Below are 19,299 nucleotides of genomic sequence, written 5' to 3'. Positions count from 1 at the left end.
CCTGCGTGGACAGCGCGCCGGTGCCGGCGAACGGGTCGCTCCCCACCTTGGCGCTGTAGCCGTTGAGTCCGAAGTTGTCCCGGTACACGTGTCTCCCGTGGCTCGGTTCTTTAGCGGGCCTGGTTCGCTCTTTGAGAAGCCTCTTAGTAGCAGAGTGTTCCGCCTCGATCACCGATCGTAGGGTTCACCATCGTACGTAATGAGGGTGGACCCGTGCGGGTGATTCCGGCTATTACACCCACAGGAAACACCCTCCTGTACAGGAAGTCCGGTTTAGGTCCGCTCACTGGACCACGTGTGTCCGCAGGACTTTAGAGGACTTCGAGGGGTCCCGTGCAAGGGTTGCGCAGGGGACCTTCGGGAGGTCGGAGCCTGTGCCCCATCAATAGACGGACAGTGACGAGCCGTCGCTCTCAGTCGCGGTCGCCCGACCAGTGTGCCGCAGCCGCGGCCGCTCCGGCGGCAACCGCGCCGACCGCCGCGGCGGCGCCGGCGACCGGCACCTTCCGGGTGTGGCGCGTCGTCCGGTAGTCGACTATCGCCCAGTCGTACTGCCGCGCGTGTCGCCGCAGGGCGCGGTCCGGGTTCACGGCGACCGGGTGCCCGACCAGCGACAGGAGCGGCAGATCGTTCGCGGAGTCGCTGTAGGCGTAGCTGTGCGCCAGGTCCAGGCCGCGCTCACGGGCCAGCCTGGAGACCTCGTGGGCCTTGTCGGGACCGTGCAGCAGCGCGCCGGCGATGCGGCCGGTGTAGCGGCCGTCCACGGACTCCGGCCGGGTCCCCAGCGCGCCGGTCAGCCCGAGCCTGCGGGCGATCACCTGGGCCAGCTCGATCGGCGCGGCCGTGACCAGCCACACCTCTTTGCCGTTGAGCAGGTGCGCCTCGCTCAGGGCGCGGGTGCCGGGCCAGATCTTGTCCGAGAGGTAGTCGTCGAACACCGCCTCGCAGATCTTCTCCATCCGGGCCACCTCGTGGCCCTTGACGAAATCCAGCGCGTGCTCCTGCACGTCGTCGAGCAGCCCGGACTGTTCACCGAAGACCCGGAAACGGACTTGGCGCAGGGCGTGGCCGGCGATCTCGCGCTTGCTCACCATGCCGTGCGCGGTCAGACCGCGGGCGAGATGGAAGAGGGAGGCGCCCTGGACCAGTGTGTTGTCCAGGTCGAAGAACGCCGCGGAGTGCACAGTGCGCCCAGCAGTCTCGGTGCCCATGGGGCCAAGCCTAAGCCCCCTGCGTGACCGTCAGGTGTCGTGTGCGTGTTCTCCGTAGGCTTTTGCCGTGATAAGACTCCGCAAGCGCTCCGGCAGCGCCCCCGTGACCGTGACCCTCGTCGGCAAACCCGGTTGTCATCTGTGTGACGACGCGCGCGCGACCGTCGAGGCGGTGGCCGCCGAGACCGGGGCGGCCGTCGAGGAACTGGACATCACCGCCGAGGACTTCGACCCGGCTCTGAAAGCGGAGTACTGGGAACAGATCCCCGTCACTTTGGTGAACGGGAAGCGGCACGACTTCTGGCGGGTCGACGCGGACCGCCTCCGCAAGGCGATCGCCCAGGCCGCCAGGGGCTGACGCGGGGCCGCGCGAGCCCGGAGGAAACCTCTGGAGCAGAGTGATCCACGGCACTCCGTGCCCGGTTTGGTAACTATTCGGCCTTCAGTTGTGCCGACAATTGGGACATCTGGCCATCTGGTGACTGCCGAGACTTTGTGCGTGCGTTCACAAACGCCTATCGTGCATGAAGAGAGGAACAAGCGCGCAAGCGCGGCGCGGACGCCTCTCGGGCCAGCGTGGCCCGGGCACCCGCCACGGGGCCCGAGGCTTGCGGTGGTGTGAGCTCCACCACGGGGAACACTGATCCACAGCACGACGGCAACGCCGAGCGCGAGCGCGATGAGGAGCAGCGTGGCCAGCACGAGCAACAACGCGTCGGGCGGCACCGGTTCGGACTCCCGTTCCGGCAACGGAGCCTCGCTGCGCTCGCACCGGCAGGGCATCCCGGAGGCCACGGTCGCGCGACTCCCGGTCTACCTGCGAGCCCTGATAAGCATGCAGGAGCGGGGGATCATCACGGTCTCCAGCGAGGAGCTCGCGGTCTCGGCGGGGGTCAACTCCGCCAAGCTCCGCAAGGACTTCTCCTACCTCGGTTCCTACGGCACCCGCGGCGTCGGGTACGAGGTGTCCTTCCTCGTCTACCAGATCTCCCGCGAACTCGGCCTGACCCAGGACTGGGCCGTGGCCATCATCGGCATCGGCAACCTGGGCCACGCCCTGGCCAACTACGGGGGGTTCGCCTCCCGCGGCTTCCGGGTGGCGGCCCTGTTCGACGCGGACCCCGCCCTCACCGGCTCGGTGGTGGCCGGGGTGCGTGTCCGGCATACGGACGAACTGGAATCGGCGATCCGCGGCCTCGGAATCTCGATCTTCGTGATCTCCACGCCCGCCCCCGCCGCCCAGGCCGTCGCCGACCGTCTGGTCGCGGCCGGGATCACCTCGATCCTGAACTTCGCCCCGGTGGTCCTGAACGTGCCTGAGGGGGTGGACGTGCGCAAGGTGGACCTGTCCATCGAGCTGCAGATCCTCGCCTTCCATGAGCAGCGCAAGGGCGGGCACGCGCTGCCGCAGGCCGGCGAGGAGCCGGCGGCCTCCGACGGCGGCGGGAAGACCGCCGGCGGACCGGCCGCGAGCGCCCCGCCCGACCGTTCGACCCTCGACCCTTCCTTGATCGACACCGGGATCCCCTCGTGAGCCTTCTAGCGGTAGGACTGTCCCACCGGTCCGCACCCCACGCGCTCCTGGAGCGCGCGGCCCTGAGCACCGAGCGCACCGGCAAACTCCTGGCCGACCTCGCCGCGTCCCCGAACGTGCACGAGGCCGCGGCCCTGGCCACCTGCAACCGCATCGAGGTCTACGCCGGCGTCGACAAGTTCCACGCCGCGGTGACCGAGATCACCGAGCTGCTCTGCTCGCACACCGGCGTCGAGCCCGGCGAGCTGACCCAGCACCTGTACGTGCACTACGACAACCGCGCGGTGCAGCACATGTTCACCGTCGCCTGCGGCCTGGACTCGATGGTGGTCGGCGAGCCGCAGATCCTCGGCCAGATCCGCACCGCGCTGGCCACCGCCCAGGACCACGGCACCGCCGGGCGCGCGCTGAACGACGCGATGCAGCAGGCGCTGCGGGTCGGCAAGCGCGCGCACAGCGAGACCGGCCTGGACCGGGCCGGGCAGTCGGTGGTGTCGGTCGCGCTGGACGCCGCCTATCGGGCGCTGGACGTCGACGGCCCGAACGACCTGCGGGTGCTGATCGTCGGCGCCGGTTCGATGGCGGCGCTGGCCGCCGCGTCACTGAATCGCGCCGGGGTTCGTCATATGGTCGTGGCGAATCGGACCGAGGAGCGTGCCGAGCATCTGGCGGCGCAGTACGGCGGCGTCGCGGTGCCGATGGCCGAGATCGTGCCCGCGCTCGGCGAGTCCGACCTGGTGGTCGCCTGCACCGGCGCGCCCGGGCACGTGATCACCGGCGAGATGCTGAACCGCGCCGCGCACGGTCACCCGGTGGCGCTGGTCGACCTGGCGCTGCCGCGCGACGTCGACCCGGCGGTGCGCGAGCTGGCCGGGGTGCACGTCGTGGACCTGGAGCGGGTCGCCGAGGACGGCAGCGCGCAGGCCGCGGGCGCCGCGCAGGAGATAGCCGCGGTCCGCGACCTGGTGCTCGACGAGGTCGAGGCGTACGCCGCCGCGCAGCGCGGCCAGGCTGTGGCGCCGACCGTCGCGGCGCTGCGCGTGATGGCCGCCGACGTGGTCCGCGCCGAACTGGAGCGGCTTCGCGGCAAGACCCCGGGACTGAGCGACAAGGACCGCGCCGAGGTCGAGCGGACCGTGCGGCGCGTGGTCGACAAACTTCTTCACGTGCCGACGGTGCGCGTGAAACAACTCGCCGGCGCGCCCGGCGGGTCCTCCTACGCCGAGGCGCTGCGTGAGCTCTTCGGCCTCGATCCGGCCTCGGTGGAGGCCGTCAGCGCGGCGAACGCCGCGGGCACGACGAATGAGGTGTCAGCATGAGCGGGACTCCGGCGGACCAAGGATCGCCAGCGCCCGGTCCCGGCGGGGCGTTACGGCTGGGCACACGCGCCAGCGCCCTGGCCCTGGCCCAGTCCGGGACGGTCGCCGAGGCGTTGACCGCGGCCACCGGGCGCCCCGTGGAGCTGGTCCACGTCACCACCTACGGGGACACCTCGCGCGAGGCCCTGTCCGTGATCGGCGGGACCGGCGTGTTCGTCAACGCCCTGCGGGAGGCGCTGTACGCCGGCGAGATCGACTTCGCGGTGCACTCGCTCAAGGACCTGCCGACCGCGGCGCCCGAGGGCCTGCACCTGGCGGCGGTGACCGAGCGCGCGGCGGTGAACGACGCGCTGGTAGCCCGGGACGGCCTGAAGCTGGCCGACCTGCCGGCCGGGGCGAGGGTCGGGACCGGCGCCGCGCGCCGGATGGCGCTGCTGAAGATGATCCGGCCGGATCTGGAGGTCGTGCCGATCCGCGGCAACGTGGACACCCGCGTGAAGAACGTGAGCTCCGGCACCCTGGACGCGGTCGTGGTGGCGCTGGCCGGATTGCAGCGGCTGGGCCGCGCCGAGGAGGCCACCGAGGTCTTCGGACCGGACGTGATTCTGCCCTCGCCGGGGCAGGGCGCGCTGGCCGTGGAGTGCGCGGACGACGAGCTGGCCGGGGTGCTGGCGGTGCTGGACGCGCCGCTCACCCGGGCCGCGGTGGTCGCCGAGCGCACGATGCTGGCGGTGCTGGAGGCCGGGTGCTCGGCTCCGGTGGGCGGCCACGCGGTCGTCACCGATGACAACGTTTTGTCGTTGACCGGCCTGGTTGCTACCGTCAGCGGGTCCCGCGGCCTGCGGCTTTCCGACAGCGGATCGGTTTCCGAGCCGGAGGCCCTGGGACGGCGGGTGGCCGAGGCGCTGCTCGCCGAGGGCGCGGCCGAGCTGATGGAGGCCGGCGCGTGACGGAGATGGTGAAGGTCCTCGAAGTCCTGGAGGGCGCCGGAGGCGGCGTCCTGGGGGTTTCCTCGCAAGATGACAAGACGGACGGTGGGGGTGAGGCAGGCATGGTGACGACTACTCAGCGAGGTTCGGCCTCTGCGCTCGATACCTGTGCGACGACGGCGTTGCTGGCCTTCGTCGGCGCCGGCCCCGGTGACCCGGAGCTGCTGACCCTGCGCGCGGTGACGCTGCTGCAGGGCGCTGACGTGATCGCCGCCGAGGCCGGGCTGCTGGCGCGGCTGGCCACCCACCTGAACCCGGACGCCACGCTGGTGCCGGTGGTGGAGAGCGAGCGCGGCGAGCTGGGCGAACTCGGGGACGCGACGGTGTCGCTGACCCCGGCCTCGCGGATGAAGAACCTGCTGGCCGAGGTCGCCGCCGGCCGCCGGGTGGTGCGCCTGACCTCCGGCGACCCGGGCCTGTCCGGCGTGGTCGCGGCCGAGGCCGCGCTGTGCGCCAAGGCCGGCGTGGTCTACGAGATCGTGCCCGGCGTCGCGGTCTCCACCGCGGTGCCGCTGTACGCCGGCATCCCGCTGGGCCGTTCCTCGGGCCAGGGCGGCATCCGGATCCGCTCGCTGGCCGACGTCGCCGACTCGGCCGGCAAGCCCGGCGCCGGACCGCTCGGCGCGCACGAGACCCTGGTGATGGTGGGCCCGGCGCACCTGCTGGAGGCGGCCGCGGCCGCGCTGCAGGCGACCGGTCTGGCCAAGGCGACCACCCCGGTCGCGGTGACCGCCGACGGCTCGATGACCACCCAGCGCACGGTGAGCTCCACCCTGGCCCGGGTCGCGATCGAGGCCTCGGCGCTGATCGCCGCGGGCGGCGAGGTGGTCGTGGTGGTCGGCGCCGCCGTCGCCGACCGGGCCGCGCTGTCCTGGTACGAGACCAAGCCGCTGTTCGGCTGGAAGGTCCTGGTGCCGCGGACCAAGGAGCAGGCCGAGGGCCTGTCCAACCGGCTGCGCACCTACGGCGCGGTCTCGCACGAGGTGCCGACCATCGCCGTGGAGCCGCCGCGCACCCCGCAGCAGATGGAGCGGGCCGTCAAGGGCCTGGTGACCGGCCGCTACGAGTGGGTCGCGTTCACGTCGCAGAACGCTGTGAAGGCGATCCGCGAGAAGTTCGAGGAGTACGGCCTGGACGCCCGGGCGTTCGCCGGGATAAAGGTCGCGGCGGTCGGCGCGCAGACGGCGCAGGCCCTGGTGGCCTTCGGCGTGCAGCCGGACCTGGTGCCCTCCGGCGACCAGTCGGCGGCCGGGCTGCTGGAGGACTTCCCGGCCTACGACCCGGTCTTCGACCCGATCGAGCGGGTCTTCCTGCCGCGGGCCGACATCGCCACCGACACGCTCATCGCCGGCCTGATCGAGCTGGGCTGGGAGGTCGACGACGTGACCGCCTACCGCACCGTGCGCGCCGCGCCGCCGCCGGCCGAGGTCCGGGAGGCGATCAAGGGCGGCGGCTTCGACGCGGTCCTGTTCACCTCCTCCTCCACGGTCCGCAACCTGGTCGGGATCGCCGGCAAGCCGCACGCGGCCACCGTGATCGCGTGCATCGGCCCGCAGACCGCGAAGACCGCCGAGGAGCACGGTCTGCGCGTGGACGTCATGGCGCCCTCGGCGTCGGTGACCGCGCTGGCCGACGCGCTGGCCGCCTTCGGCGAGACCCGCCGGGTCTCGGCGCTGACCGCCGGCGAGCCGCTGTACCGGCCCTCCGAGCGCAGGCCGGGCGGACGGCGGCGCTCCGCGCGCTGAGGCGCGCCGCGGCGATGAGTTGCGTCCGTGGGGCGGAAGTGGTCAGGTAGTCGCTATGAGCAGTGGCTTCGCGGACGACGTCTATTTGCCGCAGCCGGATCCGGACGCCCAGGATCCGCTGGAGCAGCTGGACGGCTCCGACACGTTGATCCCGGGCCCTGACGATCTGGACACCGGCTACTCCCCGCCGGAGCGGCCGATGGCGCTGCGCGACCCGGAGACCATGGACGAGCGCCTGGCCGAGGAGAATCCCGACGTCGAGGACCTGCCGGAGGACTGGGACGGCCTCGGTGACTACGCCGGCGGCGACGGCGAGCTGCTGGGCGACCAGGTCGGCGGCCGCCGGTCCGGTCGGCTGGTGGCGCCGGACGAGGGCGCGCACTCCGGGGGCAACGCCGATCTGTCGGCGCAGGACGTCGGGATCGACGGCGGTGCGGCCTCGGCCGAGGAGGCCGCGATGCACCTGGTCGACGACGAGGAACTGGACGAGGAGTTCGACGACGCCGTCGACTGAGCTGTGTCGTCCGCGCGCGAGCCGAGCTGAACAGTGCCGGAACACACAACTGGTTTCGGCCCGCCGGATCCGGCTCCGCTGTACGAATTCCGCCGACGGGGACCCGATCTTCCACCGAGCCGTGGCGTCCGCCACACCGCCTACTACAGAGCACGTAGGCACGTCTCGCTCGGGATTGACCGCGAGTACCCTCAAATGTATGAGCTTCCCGCTGGACCGCCCGCGCCGCCTGCGCACCACCCCCGCCATGCGCCGCCTCGCCGCCGAGACCCGTCTGCACCCGGCTGACTTCATCCTCCCGGTGTTCGTCAAGGAGACGGTCAGCGAGCCGACGCCGATCGCGTCGATGCCCGGCGTCCTGCAGCACACCCTGGCCTCGGTGCGGAAGGCGGCGGCGGAGGCGGTCGCCGAGGGGCTCGGCGGCATCATGATCTACGCGATCCCGGCCGAGAAGGACGCGCGCGGCACGCTCGGCACCGATCCGCACGGGATCCTGCAGCGGGCGATCTCCGAAGTCCGCGACGAGGTCGGCGACAGCATCGTGACGATGTCGGACCTGTGCCTGGACGAATTCACCGATCACGGACATTGTGGCGTCCTGCGGGAAGACGGCACCGTCGACAATGACGCCACGTTGGAACGCTATGCGGAAATGGCGGTCCGGCAGGCGGAAGCCGGCGTCCACATGGTCGGCCCGAGCGGGATGATGGACGGACAGATCGGCGTCGTCCGCCGCGCATTGGACGAATCGGGCTTCCAGGACACCGGGATACTCGCCTATTCCGCGAAATACGCCAGCGCTTTCTACGGCCCCTTCCGCGACGCCGTGGAGTCCAGCCTCAAGGGCGACCGCCGCACTTATCAGCAGGATCCGGCCAATGCCCGCGAATCCCTGCGCGAAGTCCGCCTCGATGTCGAGGAAGGCGCGGACATGGTCATGGTGAAGCCCGCTATGTCCTATCTCGACATCGTCCGCCAGGTCGCGGACGCGGTCGAGGTGCCGGTGGCCGCCTACCAGGTCTCCGGCGAGTACTCGATGGTCGAGGCCGCGGCCGCCAACGGCTGGCTGGACCGGGAGCGGACGATCCTGGAGACCTTGACCTCCGTGCGCCGGGCCGGGGCCACGTCGGTGCTCACCTACTGGGCGGTGGAAGCAGCGCGAATGCTTTAGGGACAAGTGTCCCGCCTCGGGACATCCCCTCCTTCGAACCCCCTCATCCCTTGCCGGACCCTTGCCGGGCCCCGAGTGCGGGATGCGGGGGTTCGTCTGGTCTCGGGAGGGGGTTCCGCACAGTGGTAATACCTGGATATCGACGGCGCCGACGAGGCTGCCGGTTCACCTGCGGCAACAGGCGGAGGATCTTGGAATTTCAAGATCGACGGCAGTTGTGAGTCGATCTTGTTAAATTCCCGCGGCAGGCATACGTAGCAGGTCCGTAGGTCATTTGACATCGATTTTGTTGCCGATCCGTGATCGCTTTTCCCTCTTTGTTGGGCCACTGTATGCAGGAGTGGTCGTGAGCCACCCTCGGCGCCACTGCCTGTCTTTCGCCGTGCTGTCGGCTGCGCTCACAACCGCGACCGGCCCGGATCCACACACCGAGCCGGCTCCGTCGAAGGGGAGGGCTCTTGATGGCCGTCAGAAATACACGAAAAGTCTTGGCGATGGCGGGTGTCATCGCCGTGCTCGCGTCCGCCGCCGCTTGCGGAAGCTCGAAGAAGAGCACCAGCAACAACGGCGCGACGAACCCGGTCACCACGGCGACCAGCTCCAGCGCGCCGATCAAGCCCGGCGGCGTCGCGCACATCGCCGAGTGGGCTCCGGGGACGAGCCCGGACGCCATCTGGCCGTTCATGACCAGCGACCAGCTGAGCACCTCGAACGCCGGTCAGTTCCAGTACTTCTTCTACCGCCCGCTGTACTTCGTCGGTCTGAACGACAAGCTGGCCGTGAACTACGACATGGGCCCGGCCTCGCAGCCGACCTGGAGCTCGGACGGCCTGACCATCACCGTCCCCCTGAAGTCGACGTGGGGCTGGAGCAACGGCGAGAAGCTCACCGGCCAGGACGTGCAGTTCTGGCTGAACATGCTGAAGGCCGAGGAGAAGCAGTCGGGCTACTACAGCCCGCCGAACGCCGCGGCCCAGGTGAACTACCTGCCGGACAACATCAAGTCCACGCAGGTCACCGACTCCAGCATCAGCATCACGTTCGACCAGCAGTACAACCAGAACTACATCGTCGGCAACGCCCTGCAGACGGTCACGCCGATGCCGCTGGCCTGGGACGTGACCGACGGCAAGGGCACCAAGGGCAAGTGCTCGACGGACACTTTGACCTCTCCGACGCTGCAGGCCGACTGCGACGCGGTCTTCAAGTACCTGAACACGGCCGGCAAGGACGTCAAGACCTTCGCGTCTAACCCGCTGTGGAAGATCGTCGACGGCCCGTGGGTCCTGAAGGACTTCAACGCCACCTCCGGCGCGTTCTCCATCGTGCCGAACACCAAGTTCACCGGTGAGCACAAGCCGTACCTGGACGAGGTCGACTTCGAGGCCTTCCAGAGCCCGGACGCGGAGTGGACGGTCCTGAAGGCCGGTTCCACCGCGCCGAACGCGCTGCAGATCGGCGTCTACCCGAACGCCGACACCCCGCAGTACAACGGGGACAACCTGCAGGCGGGCAACCCGCTGGCCTCGGCCGGGTACAACGTCGAGAAGGGCGCGCTGCTCGACTCGATCGGCTACTACCAGGTCAACTTCGGCTCGAAGAACCACGGGAACCTGTTCAAGCAGGCCTACTTCACCAAGGCGCTGCAGGACGAGATGGACCAGCAGGGCGCCATCAAGGGCCCGTACAAGGGCTGGGGCTACCCGACCACCGGCGTGGTGCCGGGGTACCCGGACGGCAACACCCTGTCCCCGGCCGCCAAGGCCGCCGCGGCCAAGTACGACCCGGCCGAGGCCAAGTCGATCATGACCGCGCACGGCTGGGACCTGTCGACCACCCCGGCGACCTGCAAGAGCCCGGGTACCGGTGACAACCAGTGCGGTGCGGGCATCAACGCCGGCGACAAGGCCGAGTTCACCCTTGAGTACCCGTCGGCCCACCCGGCCCTGGACACCGTGCTCGCGGCCTACAAGCAGGCGGCCGCCGGTGCCGGTATCTCCGTCAACGTGGTCACCAAGACCCAGAACACCCTCGGCGGCGAGCTGACCGCGTGCTCCGCGAGCACCCCGGCCGGCTGCCAGTGGGACGCGATCCTGTACGGCGGCTGGGTGTTCTCGCTGCAGCCGACCACCGACTCGCTCCTGACCACCGGTGCCGGTTCGAACATCTTCGGGTTCTCCGACCCCAAGTTCGACGCCGCGGTGGCCAAGACGATCAAGAGCAGCGACCCGCAGGCCTGGTACGACTACGAGGCCTACGCCTCCAGCATCTCCCTGCCGCTGATCTGGATGCACAACAACATCTGGCCGTGGGCTGTGGCGAAGAACTTCCACGACTCCGGTCAGGACGCGTTCCAGGGCTTCGAGCCTGAGTTCTGGTACTACACCCAGTGATCCAGTGCACTGACGGCACCGCGACCCCCGGCGGGGGGTCGCGGTGACCACTTACCTCATCCGCCGCTTCTTCCAGTCGGTCGTCACGTTGTTCATCGTCTCGATCGCCACGTTCGGCATGCTGCACCTGATGCCCAACGGCGTGGCGCGGGCGATGCTCGGGAAGAACTACAACCCGACGAGCCTGGCGACGCTGAACCACAAGCTGGGCCTGGACCGCCCGCTCATCGTGCAGTACTGGAACTGGCTCGACCGGCTCGTGATCCACTTCGATCTCGGGTACAGCTACCAGCGCAACCAGAGCGTCAACGACCTGCTGAAGGAGACGCTGGGGCAGTCGATGTACATCGTCGGCCTGGCGCTGTTCTTCACCATCGCCCTGTCGGTCCCGCTGGGCGTCCTGCAGGCCACCCGCCGCAACACGGTCACCGACTACACGATCACCACGTTCTCCTTCATCGCTTACGCGGTACCGGTGTTCTTCCTCGGCGTCGTGCTGCGCGACGTGTTCCAGGTGCAGTTCCACCTGATCCCGATCGCGAACCAGATCGACTCCTTCCACGCGGCCTTCAGCCAGCCGGGCCAGATGATCCTGCCGGTGGCCACGCTGGTGGTCAGCGGGGTCGCCGGATACAGCCGGTACATGCGCTCCTCGATGCTCGACGAGATCACCCAGGACTACGTGCGGACCGCGGTCGCCAAGGGCGCGACCAAGCGCCGCGTGCTCTACGGGCACGTGCTGCGCAACGCGATGATCCCGATGGTGACCCTGATCGGCCTGTCCCTGCCGGCCCTGGTCGGCGGCGCGCTGCTGGTGGAGCAGATCTTCAACATCCAGGGCATCGGGGTGCTGACCATCAACGCCGCGCTGCAGAACGACTTCGTGATCGTTCTGGGCACCACGATGCTCACCGCGATCGTGACGGTCATCGGGTCGCTGATCGCCGACATCTCCTACGCGGCTCTGGACCCACGAGTAAGGCTCACCTGATGGACGAGATCATCGCCGAATCCCCGGAAGTGGGGGACAACGTCCCGTCCGCGGAGCAGATGCTGGGCCTGGAGCCGACCGAGAAGCCGCGCTCGATGTTCCGCCGCGGCCTGGAGGTCTTCCTGGAGAACCGGCTGGCCGTGGTCGCCTTCGGTGTGCTGGTGTTCTACGTCCTGCTGTGCTTCCTGGGGCCGTTGGTCTACCACGGCAACACCTCGCACGTGCAGATGGACGAGATCACCCTGGCGCCGGGCCCCAGCCACCCGCTGGGCACCGACCAGAACGGCGTGGACGAGCTCGGCAAGCTGATGAAGGCCGGCCAGATCTCGCTGGAGATCGGCATCGCCTCCGGCGTGCTCGCCTCGGTGATCGGCATGCTCTACGGCGCGATCGCCGGCTACGTCGGCGGCTGGATCGACGCGGTGATGATGCGCACGATCGACGCGCTGCTGTCGATCCCGCTCATCTTCGCGCTCATCTACCTGGCCTCCACGCTGGGCCGCACCAAGACGGTGTTCATCATGGTGATCGCGCTGACCAGCTGGTTCAGCCTGACCCGCCTGACCCGCGGCGACACCCTGACCATCAAGGTGCGCGACTACGTGGCCGCGTGCCGGATGATGGGCGGGCGCAGCCCGCGGATCATCTTCCGGCACATCCTGCCGAACACCATCGGCACCACGATCGTGAACACCTCGCTGTCGATCGCCAACTCGGTCTTCGCGCTGTCCGTGCTCAGCTACATCGGTCTGGGCCTGCAGGCGCCGAACGACGACTGGGGCGGGATGTTCGCGAACGGATCCAGCTACCTGGACCAGAACTACTGGTGGATGATCTATCCGCCGGGCGTGTCCATCGTGCTGATCATCATCTCCTGCAACTTCATCGGAGACGCGCTGCGCGACGCCTTCGAGACCCGGCTCCAGAAGCGGTGAGACGGCCATGGCACTACTAGAGGTCCAGAACCTCCATACCCAGATCAAGCTGAAGCGTTCGACGGTCCAGGCCGTCGACGGCGTCAGCTTCACGGTCGAGGCCGGCGAGACCATCGGCATCGTCGGCGAGTCCGGCTCGGGCAAGACCATGACCGCGATGTCGATCATGCGGCTGCTGCCCAACGGCGGCTCCAGCCCGGACGGCAGCATCTTCCTGGACGGCCGGGACCTGCTGCAGCTGGACGACGAGCAGATGACCAAGGTCCGCGGCAACGACGTCGGGATGATCTTCCAGGACCCGATGACGTCGCTGAACCCGACGATGACCATCGGCAAGCAGATCGCCGAGTCGGTGCGGATCCACCGCGGGGCCGGCAAGGCCGAGGGCCAGGAGCGCGCCATCGAGGTGCTCTCCCTGGTCGGCATGCCCAGTCCGCAGCAGCGTGCCCGGGACTACCCGCACCAGCTCTCCGGCGGCATGCGCCAGCGCGCGATGATCGCGATGGCGCTGGCCAACGAGCCCAAGCTGCTGATCGCCGACGAGCCGACCACCGCGCTCGACGTGACCGTGCAGAAGCAGATCCTGGAGCTGATCGACAGCCTGCGCGAGCGCCTGGGCATGGCGGTCATCCTGGTGACGCACGACCTCGGCGTGATCGCCGGCCGCGCGGACCGGGTGAACGTGATGTACGCCGGCCGGATCGTGGAGACCACGACCACCGAGCGGCTGTACGCCAACCCGCGGCACCCGTACACCGAGGCGCTGTTCGACTCGCTGCCCGAGCGCGGCGCGGACAGCGGCACCCGGTTGTACTCGATCCCGGGCATGCCGCCGGACCTCACCAGGCCCCCGGCCGCCTGCCGGTTCGCGGCCCGCTGCCGGTACGCGCAGGACGACTGCCGTGCGCAGGACCCGCCCTCGCGCCTGGACGAGGTCGGCCACGAGTTCGCGTGCTTCCACCCGGTCGGTGCCGCCGAGCGCTCCGGGGCCGAGGTCGTGGTCACCCTCACCGAGCGCACCACGGCCGAGGAACTGCCCGCCCCGGAGTTGGGCGAGGTGCTCCTGCAGGTCGACGACCTGGTCAAGGACTACCCGATCACCAAGGGCTTCCTGCGCCGACAGATCGGCTCGGTCAGCGCGGTGGCCGGGGTCTCGTTCAGCATCCGCAAGGGCGAGACCGTGGGCCTGGTCGGCGAGTCCGGCTGCGGCAAGACCACGGTGGCCAAGCTGATCGTGGGGCTGGAGGACACCACCGCCGGGGCGATGCGCCTGGAGGGGGCGGACCTGGCCGCGATGAAGTCCGGCGAGCGGCGCAGGAAGAGCCGCGACGTCCAGATGATGTTCCAGGACAGCTACGCCGCCATGGACCCGCGCATGCGGGTGCGCACCGTGGTCCGTGAGCCGCTGGACATTCAGAAGGTCGGCGACAAGGCGGCCCGCGACGCGCGGATCGCCGAGCTCTTCGAGCAGGTCGGTCTGCCGGTCTCGGCGCTGGAGCGGTACCCGCACGAGTTCTCCGGCGGCCAGCGCCAGCGCGTCGGCTTCGCCCGGGCCCTGGCTCCGGCGCCGAAGCTGATCGTGGCCGACGAGCCGGTCTCGGCGCTGGACGTGTCGATCCAGTCGCAGGTCCTGAACCTGATGAAGGACCTGCAGGCCGAGCACGGCCTGTCGTACCTGTTCATCTCGCACGACCTGTCGGTGGTCCGCTACGTGTCCGACCGCATCGGCGTGATGTACCTGGGCAAGCTGGTGGAGATCGGCCCGGCCGAGTCGGTGTACTCCCGGCCCATCCACCACTACACCAGGGGTCTGCTGGACACCATCCCGGTGGCCGACCCGGAGGTGGAGAAGGCCAAGGCCAGCAGCGGCATCGTCGGCGAGCTGCCCAGCGCGATCAACCCGCCCTCGGGCTGCCGGTTCCGCACCCGCTGCCCGGCCGCGCAGGAGATCTGCGGGCAGGTCGAGCCGCCGCTGGTGCCCTACGGCACCGAGGGGCACCAGGCCGCGTGTCACTTCCCGATCTGGGAGTAGCGCGCGTCACACCGCCGCGGTAAGGACTCCACGGCTACGAGGGGCTGACGCCCTCTCAAATTGTGGACACAATCGAAGATCGCTACGGTGGAGACATCGGGTACGTGTGAGCATCCGCGTACCCGGTGTCTCTTTTTACCCTTATGCGTGTACTGCCGGTTATGCGCGCTTCACGAACTGTATCAGGGTTTATAACTAGAGATCACTTTGTATCCCTTTCGTGATCGATTTCCCGGAGAACATCCGAGAACCTGTTAACCGACGGGCTCGACATCATCTACGCCCGCTTCACCGGGTTGTGGGTTTCGAGCACGGAGGGTCAGGCATGGGTGCCTTCATAGTTCGCAGGCTTCTGAACTATGTGGTCTTGGTGTTCGTCGCCACGTCCCTGGCGTACCTGGGGGCCTCGACGGCCTTCCACCCCAAGGACATGTACCTGCAGAAGAACCCGCCGACCAAGCCCGTCGTGATGTACCAGGAGCTCAACGAGCGCAACGAGAACCCGGACAAGCCGGTGTTCGAGCGCTACGCGCACTGGGTCGACGGCGTCGCGCACGGCGACTTCGGCAAGACCTGGCAGCTGGACTCGGTCGACAAGCACTTCTCGATCAGCGTGTGGGTCACCGTGCGCCTGGTCTCCGTCGCGGCCGTGCTGTCCGCGATCCTGGGCATCCTGATCGGGTCCTTCCAAGCGGTCAGACAGTACAGATTCAGTGATCACGCGATCACCTTCGGGTCCTACATCGTCTTCGCGATGCCGGTCTTCGTGCTCGCGCCGCTGCTGAAGCTGATCGCCGTCCAGGTGAACAAGGCGGTCGGCGGCGACACGCCGTTCCTGCAGTACCAGGGCGAGATCGACCCGAACGCCACCGGCTTCTGGGGCCAGCTGTTCAGCCGCGCCGACCACCTGCTGCTGCCCACCATCTCGCTGACCCTGGGCCTGATCGCCTTCTACAGCCGCTACCAGCGCGGCCAGATGCTCGACGTCCTGGGCTCGGACTTCCTGCGCACGGCGCGGGCCAAGGGCCTGACCAAGGGCCGGGCCATCCTCAAGCACGGCGTGCGCACCGCGGTCATCCCGGTCATGACGCTGGTGACCTACTCCACGATCCTCACGTTCGCCGGCGCGATCATCACCGAGCGCGTCTTCGGCTGGAACGGCCTGGGCTCCTGGTTCACCGACGCCACCAACCACTCCGACGTGAACTCGGTGGCCGTGATCACCCTGTTCTCCGCGGTGCTGGTGCTCATCGCCGGGATGCTCTCGGACGTCATCACCGCCCTGCTCGACCCGCGGGTCCGGCTGTGACCGCCGTCCTGACACCCGCCGCCCCGTACGACCGCACCAGCCACCGAAGGGCTCTGTGATGACCGCTCCGACCCCCGCCGGCACCGCCGTCGAGACCGGCCGGCCCGAGTCCGCCGCTCCCGAGCGCTCCGGGCGCGCCGCCCTGGTCTGGCGCCGGTTCCGCCGCAACAAGACGGCCATGGTGGGACTGGTCGGCCTGGTGCTGCTGTTCGCCTTCGCCTTCCTGGGCCCGCTGCTGACCCACTGGTCGGCCACCGACATCGACCTGGTCAACACCCAGTCCGGCCCGACCGGCGACCACTTCTTCGGCACCGACGACGTCGGCCACGACATGTTCGCGCAGACCGTCAACGGGATGCAGAAGTCGCTGATCATCGGTCTGCTGGTGGCCCTGCTGTCCACCGGGTCCGCGGGCCTGCTGGGCACCGCGGCGGCCTACTTCGGCGGCTGGTGGGAGAAGGTCATCGTCTGGCTGACCGACCTGTTCCTGGTCGTGCCCTCGCTGCTGATGCTGATCATCCTGTCCCCGTACTTCCAGGGCGCGAACTGGCTGGTACTGGTGCCGATGATCGCGCTGTTCAGCTGGATGATCACCTCGCGGGTGGTGCGCGGCATGACGCTGACCATCCGGGAGCGGGAGTTCGTGCGGGCCGCCCGGTACATGGGCGTCCCGGCCTGGACCATCATCCGCCGGCACATCGTCCCCAACATCTCCTCGATCCTGATCGTCGACTTCACGCTGAACGTGGGCGCGGCGATCGTCACCGAGTCGTTCCTGTCCTTCCTGGGCTTCGGCATCCGCTCCCCGAACGTCTCGCTCGGCACCGTGATCAACGACGGGGCGCAGTTCGCCTCCACCGACCAGTGGTACCTGTTCGTGTTCCCGGCCTCGGTCCTGGTGCTGATCATCCTGTGCGTCAACTTCATCGGGGACGGTCTGCGCGACGCCCTCGACCCCAACTCGACGGGAGCCTCGGCCCGATGAGCCAGAACCTGCTGCTGCCCCACTCCGCCGGGCGTTCCGGCGAGCCGGCGAGGACCGAAGGTCCGCTCCTGTCCGTGCGGGACCTGAATGTCACCTTCGCCTCCGAGGCCGGCGACGTGCGCGCGGTGCGCGGCGTGAGCTACGACCTGCACCCCGGCGAGGTGCTGGGCATCGTCGGCGAGTCCGGGTCCGGCAAGTCGGTGTCCTCGATGGCGATCCTCGGCCTGCTGCCGGACAACGCCCGCGTCACCGGCTCGATCAAGCTGGACGGCCGGGAGCTGCTGGGCTTGAACGACAAGCAGATGTCGAAGATCCGCGGCAAGGACATCGCGATGGTCTTCCAGGACCCGCTGTCCGCGCTGACGCCGGTGTTCACCGTCGGCGACCAGATCGTCGAGGCGCTGACCGTGCATCAGAAGCTGTCCCGCGACGCCGCGCGCAGGCGGGCGCTGGAGCTGCTGGACGTGGTCGGCATCCCGGATCCGGAGCGCCGGTTCAAGAACTTCCCGCACGAGTTCTCCGGAGGCATGCGCCAGCGCGTGATGATCGCCATGGCGATCGCCAACGACCCCAAGGTCATCCTCTGTGACGAGCCGACGACCGCGCTCGACGTGACCATCCAGGCGCAGATCCTGGAGGCGCTGAAGAACGCGCAGGAGCTGACCGGCGCGGCGATCCTGATGATCACCCACGACCTCGGCGTGGTCGCCGGGTTCGCCGACAAGGTGGCCGTGATGTACGCCGGCCGCCCGGTCGAGCAGGGCCCCGTCGACGAGATCTACTACAGCCCGCGCATGCCTTACACCATCGGCCTGCTGGGCTCGATCCCGCGCCTGGACGCTTCCGGGGAGCACGGCCGCCGGCCGCTGACCCCGATCGAGGGCAACCCGCCGTCGATGGTGGGCCTGCCGGACGCCTGCCCGTTCGCCGACCGCTGCCCGATCGCGACCGAGATCTGCCGGGACTCCGAGCCCGAACTGCTCGCGGCCGGCGGGAACGCGCACCTGTCGGCCTGCCACCGCCGGGCCGACCTGCAGAGCGGGACCATCCCGATCGACGAGGTCTACCCGGTCCCGGAGATCCCGGAGGCGGAGCTGGACACGGTGCCGCGCGAGCAGCGCGCGCCGGTGCTGGCGGTCAAGGGCCTGCGGAAGCACTTCCCGCTGATGCGCGGCGCGGTGTTCAAGCGCCGGGTCGGCACGGTCAAGGCCGTGGACGGCATCGACTTCGAGATCCGCGAGGGCGAGACCCTGGGCCTGGTCGGCGAGTCCGGCTGCGGCAAGACCACCACGCTGCTGGAGATCCTGGAGCTGGTGGCCCCGCAGGCCGGCTCGATCGCGGTGTTCGGCCGCGAGGCCGCGAACCTGTCCGGCCGCGAGCGCCTGGAGATGCGCAAGGACATCCAGATCGTGTTCCAGGACCCGATGGCGTCGCTGGACCCGCGGATGCCGGTCGGGGAGGCCATCGCAGAGCCCTTGCGCACCCACGGCTGGTCCGCGGACCGGGCCGCGGCGCGGGTGGCGGAGCTGCTGGAGCTGGTCGGCCTGGAGCCGTACCACGCCGCGCGCTTCCCCCGGGAGTTCTCCGGCGGCCAGCGGCAGCGCATCTGCGTGGCCCGGGCGTTGGCGCTGAACCCGAAGGTCGTCATCCTGGACGAGCCGGTCTCGGCCCTGGACGTCTCCATCCAGGCCGGCGTCATCAACCTGCTGGACGAGCTGCGGGCCAAGCTGGGCCTGAGCTACCTGTTCGTGGCGCACGACCTGTCGGTGGTCCGGCACATCGCCGACCGGGTGGCCGTGATGTACCTGGGGCGCATCGTCGAGATCGGCGACGTGGCCTCGGTGTTCCGCGCGCCTTCGCACCCGTACACCCAGGCCCTGCTCTCGGCGATCCCGCTGCCGGACCCGCGCAAGGAGCGGGAGCGCGAGCGGATCCTGCTGCCCGGCGACCTGCCGTCGCCGGCCAACGTGCCCTCCGGCTGCCGGTTCCGCGACCGCTGCTTCAAGTACGCGTCGCTGAACGCCGCCGAGCAGGCGAGGTGCCGGGACGAGGACCCGGTCATCGTCCCGCGCCCGGACCGCGAGGACCACGCGGCCGCGTGCCACTACGCCGACGCGCTGCAAGTGGTCTGACCCAGCCTCACACCTTCCACAGCTGTGCCTTGCCGGCGC

General features: G+C 69.3%; 15 protein-coding genes. 14 read left to right on the top strand and 1 reads right to left on the bottom strand.

Annotated elements, in window-relative coordinates; translation table 11 throughout:
* Positions 1 to 413: 413 nt before the first annotated feature.
* Positions 414 to 1,211 (bottom strand): HAD family hydrolase, encoded by a 798-nt coding sequence (locus ABH935_RS22905; RefSeq protein ID WP_370379969.1) that lies wholly within the window; start codon positions 1,209 to 1,211, stop codon positions 414 to 416.
* Positions 1,212 to 1,281: 70 nt separating this feature from the next.
* On the opposite strand from ABH935_RS22905, the gene ABH935_RS22900 reads away from it, so the two are divergent.
* The 14 genes from ABH935_RS22900 to ABH935_RS22835 all read left to right on the top strand — a co-directional run bounded on the left by ABH935_RS22900 (position 1,282) and on the right by ABH935_RS22835 (position 19,260).
* Positions 1,282 to 1,569, top strand: a complete 288-nt coding sequence (locus tag ABH935_RS22900) for a glutaredoxin family protein (RefSeq protein WP_370380127.1) — start codon at positions 1,282 to 1,284, stop codon at positions 1,567 to 1,569.
* Between the two features lie 402 nt (positions 1,570 to 1,971).
* The gene (locus tag ABH935_RS22895) at positions 1,972 to 2,745 is read left to right on the top strand and encodes a redox-sensing transcriptional repressor Rex (RefSeq protein ID WP_370380126.1); all 774 of its coding nucleotides are present in this window, start codon (positions 1,972 to 1,974) and stop codon (positions 2,743 to 2,745) included.
* Complete coding sequence (locus ABH935_RS22890; RefSeq protein ID WP_370379968.1) at positions 2,742 to 4,064, top strand: glutamyl-tRNA reductase; 1,323 nt, start codon at positions 2,742 to 2,744, stop codon at positions 4,062 to 4,064. The genes ABH935_RS22895 and ABH935_RS22890 overlap by 4 nt, the downstream gene beginning before the upstream one ends.
* The gene (hemC, locus tag ABH935_RS22885; RefSeq protein WP_370379967.1) at positions 4,061 to 5,014 is read left to right on the top strand and encodes a hydroxymethylbilane synthase; all 954 of its coding nucleotides are present in this window, start codon (positions 4,061 to 4,063) and stop codon (positions 5,012 to 5,014) included. The genes ABH935_RS22890 and hemC overlap by 4 nt, the downstream gene beginning before the upstream one ends.
* Before the next feature lie 5 nt (positions 5,015 to 5,019).
* Positions 5,020 to 6,798 (top strand): uroporphyrinogen-III synthase, encoded by a 1,779-nt coding sequence (locus ABH935_RS22880; RefSeq protein ID WP_370380125.1) that lies wholly within the window; start codon positions 5,020 to 5,022, stop codon positions 6,796 to 6,798.
* A gap of 55 nt (positions 6,799 to 6,853) precedes the next feature.
* A complete protein-coding gene (locus ABH935_RS22875; protein ID WP_370379966.1) occupies positions 6,854 to 7,312 on the top strand; it encodes a DUF5709 domain-containing protein in 459 nt (152 codons plus the stop codon).
* Between the two features lie 199 nt (positions 7,313 to 7,511).
* Positions 7,512 to 8,483 (top strand): porphobilinogen synthase, encoded by a 972-nt coding sequence (hemB, locus tag ABH935_RS22870; protein WP_370379965.1) that lies wholly within the window; start codon positions 7,512 to 7,514, stop codon positions 8,481 to 8,483.
* 494 nt (positions 8,484 to 8,977) lie between these two features.
* Entirely contained in the window at positions 8,978 to 10,876 is a 1,899-nt protein-coding gene (locus ABH935_RS22865) for an ABC transporter substrate-binding protein (RefSeq protein ID WP_370379964.1), read from the top strand.
* Positions 10,877 to 10,919: 43 nt separating this feature from the next.
* Positions 10,920 to 11,867 carry an ABC transporter permease gene (locus ABH935_RS22860; protein ID WP_370379963.1) on the top strand — a complete coding sequence of 316 codons (948 nt, stop codon included), beginning with the start codon at positions 10,920 to 10,922 and terminating at the stop codon, positions 11,865 to 11,867.
* Entirely contained in the window at positions 11,867 to 12,802 is a 936-nt protein-coding gene (locus ABH935_RS22855) for an ABC transporter permease (RefSeq protein WP_370379962.1), read from the top strand. The genes ABH935_RS22860 and ABH935_RS22855 overlap by 1 nt, the downstream gene beginning before the upstream one ends.
* A 7-nt stretch (positions 12,803 to 12,809) precedes the next feature.
* Positions 12,810 to 14,834 (top strand): dipeptide ABC transporter ATP-binding protein, encoded by a 2,025-nt coding sequence (locus ABH935_RS22850; RefSeq protein WP_370379961.1) that lies wholly within the window; start codon positions 12,810 to 12,812, stop codon positions 14,832 to 14,834.
* 325 nt (positions 14,835 to 15,159) lie between these two features.
* Entirely contained in the window at positions 15,160 to 16,143 is a 984-nt protein-coding gene (locus tag ABH935_RS22845; RefSeq protein ID WP_370379960.1) for an ABC transporter permease, read from the top strand.
* 58 nt (positions 16,144 to 16,201) lie between these two features.
* Entirely contained in the window at positions 16,202 to 17,128 is a 927-nt protein-coding gene (locus ABH935_RS22840; protein WP_370379959.1) for an ABC transporter permease, read from the top strand.
* The gene (locus tag ABH935_RS22835; protein WP_370379958.1) at positions 17,125 to 19,260 is read left to right on the top strand and encodes a dipeptide ABC transporter ATP-binding protein; all 2,136 of its coding nucleotides are present in this window, start codon (positions 17,125 to 17,127) and stop codon (positions 19,258 to 19,260) included. The genes ABH935_RS22840 and ABH935_RS22835 overlap by 4 nt, the downstream gene beginning before the upstream one ends.
* Positions 19,261 to 19,299 lie beyond the last annotated feature (39 nt).

It is taken from the genome of Catenulispora sp. GAS73 (assembly GCF_041262085.1).
Classification (GTDB): Bacteria; Actinomycetota; Actinomycetes; order Streptomycetales; family Catenulisporaceae; genus Catenulispora.
Note: the sequence above shows the minus strand (reverse complement) of the source record. Positions and strands in the feature narration are given on the sequence as shown.

What these genes read in the sequence shown, in the direction of transcription:
- ABH935_RS22905 (WP_370379969.1), bottom strand. Translation starts at nt 1,211, where the DNA reads ATGGGCACCGAGACTGCTGGGCGCACTGTGCACTCCGCGGCGTTCTTC.
- hemC (WP_370379967.1), top strand. Translation starts at nt 4,061, where the DNA reads ATGAGCGGGACTCCGGCGGACCAAGGATCGCCAGCGCCCGGTCCCGGC.
- ABH935_RS22880 (WP_370380125.1), top strand. Translation starts at nt 5,020, where the DNA reads ATGGTGAAGGTCCTCGAAGTCCTGGAGGGCGCCGGAGGCGGCGTCCTG.
- ABH935_RS22875 (WP_370379966.1), top strand. Translation starts at nt 6,854, where the DNA reads ATGAGCAGTGGCTTCGCGGACGACGTCTATTTGCCGCAGCCGGATCCG.
- hemB (WP_370379965.1), top strand. Translation starts at nt 7,512, where the DNA reads ATGAGCTTCCCGCTGGACCGCCCGCGCCGCCTGCGCACCACCCCCGCC.
- ABH935_RS22865 (WP_370379964.1), top strand. Translation starts at nt 8,978, where the DNA reads ATGGCGGGTGTCATCGCCGTGCTCGCGTCCGCCGCCGCTTGCGGAAGC.
- ABH935_RS22855 (WP_370379962.1), top strand. Translation starts at nt 11,867, where the DNA reads ATGGACGAGATCATCGCCGAATCCCCGGAAGTGGGGGACAACGTCCCG.
- ABH935_RS22850 (WP_370379961.1), top strand. Translation starts at nt 12,810, where the DNA reads ATGGCACTACTAGAGGTCCAGAACCTCCATACCCAGATCAAGCTGAAG.
- ABH935_RS22845 (WP_370379960.1), top strand. Translation starts at nt 15,160, where the DNA reads ATGGGTGCCTTCATAGTTCGCAGGCTTCTGAACTATGTGGTCTTGGTG.
- ABH935_RS22840 (WP_370379959.1), top strand. Translation starts at nt 16,202, where the DNA reads ATGACCGCTCCGACCCCCGCCGGCACCGCCGTCGAGACCGGCCGGCCC.
- ABH935_RS22835 (WP_370379958.1), top strand. Translation starts at nt 17,125, where the DNA reads ATGAGCCAGAACCTGCTGCTGCCCCACTCCGCCGGGCGTTCCGGCGAG.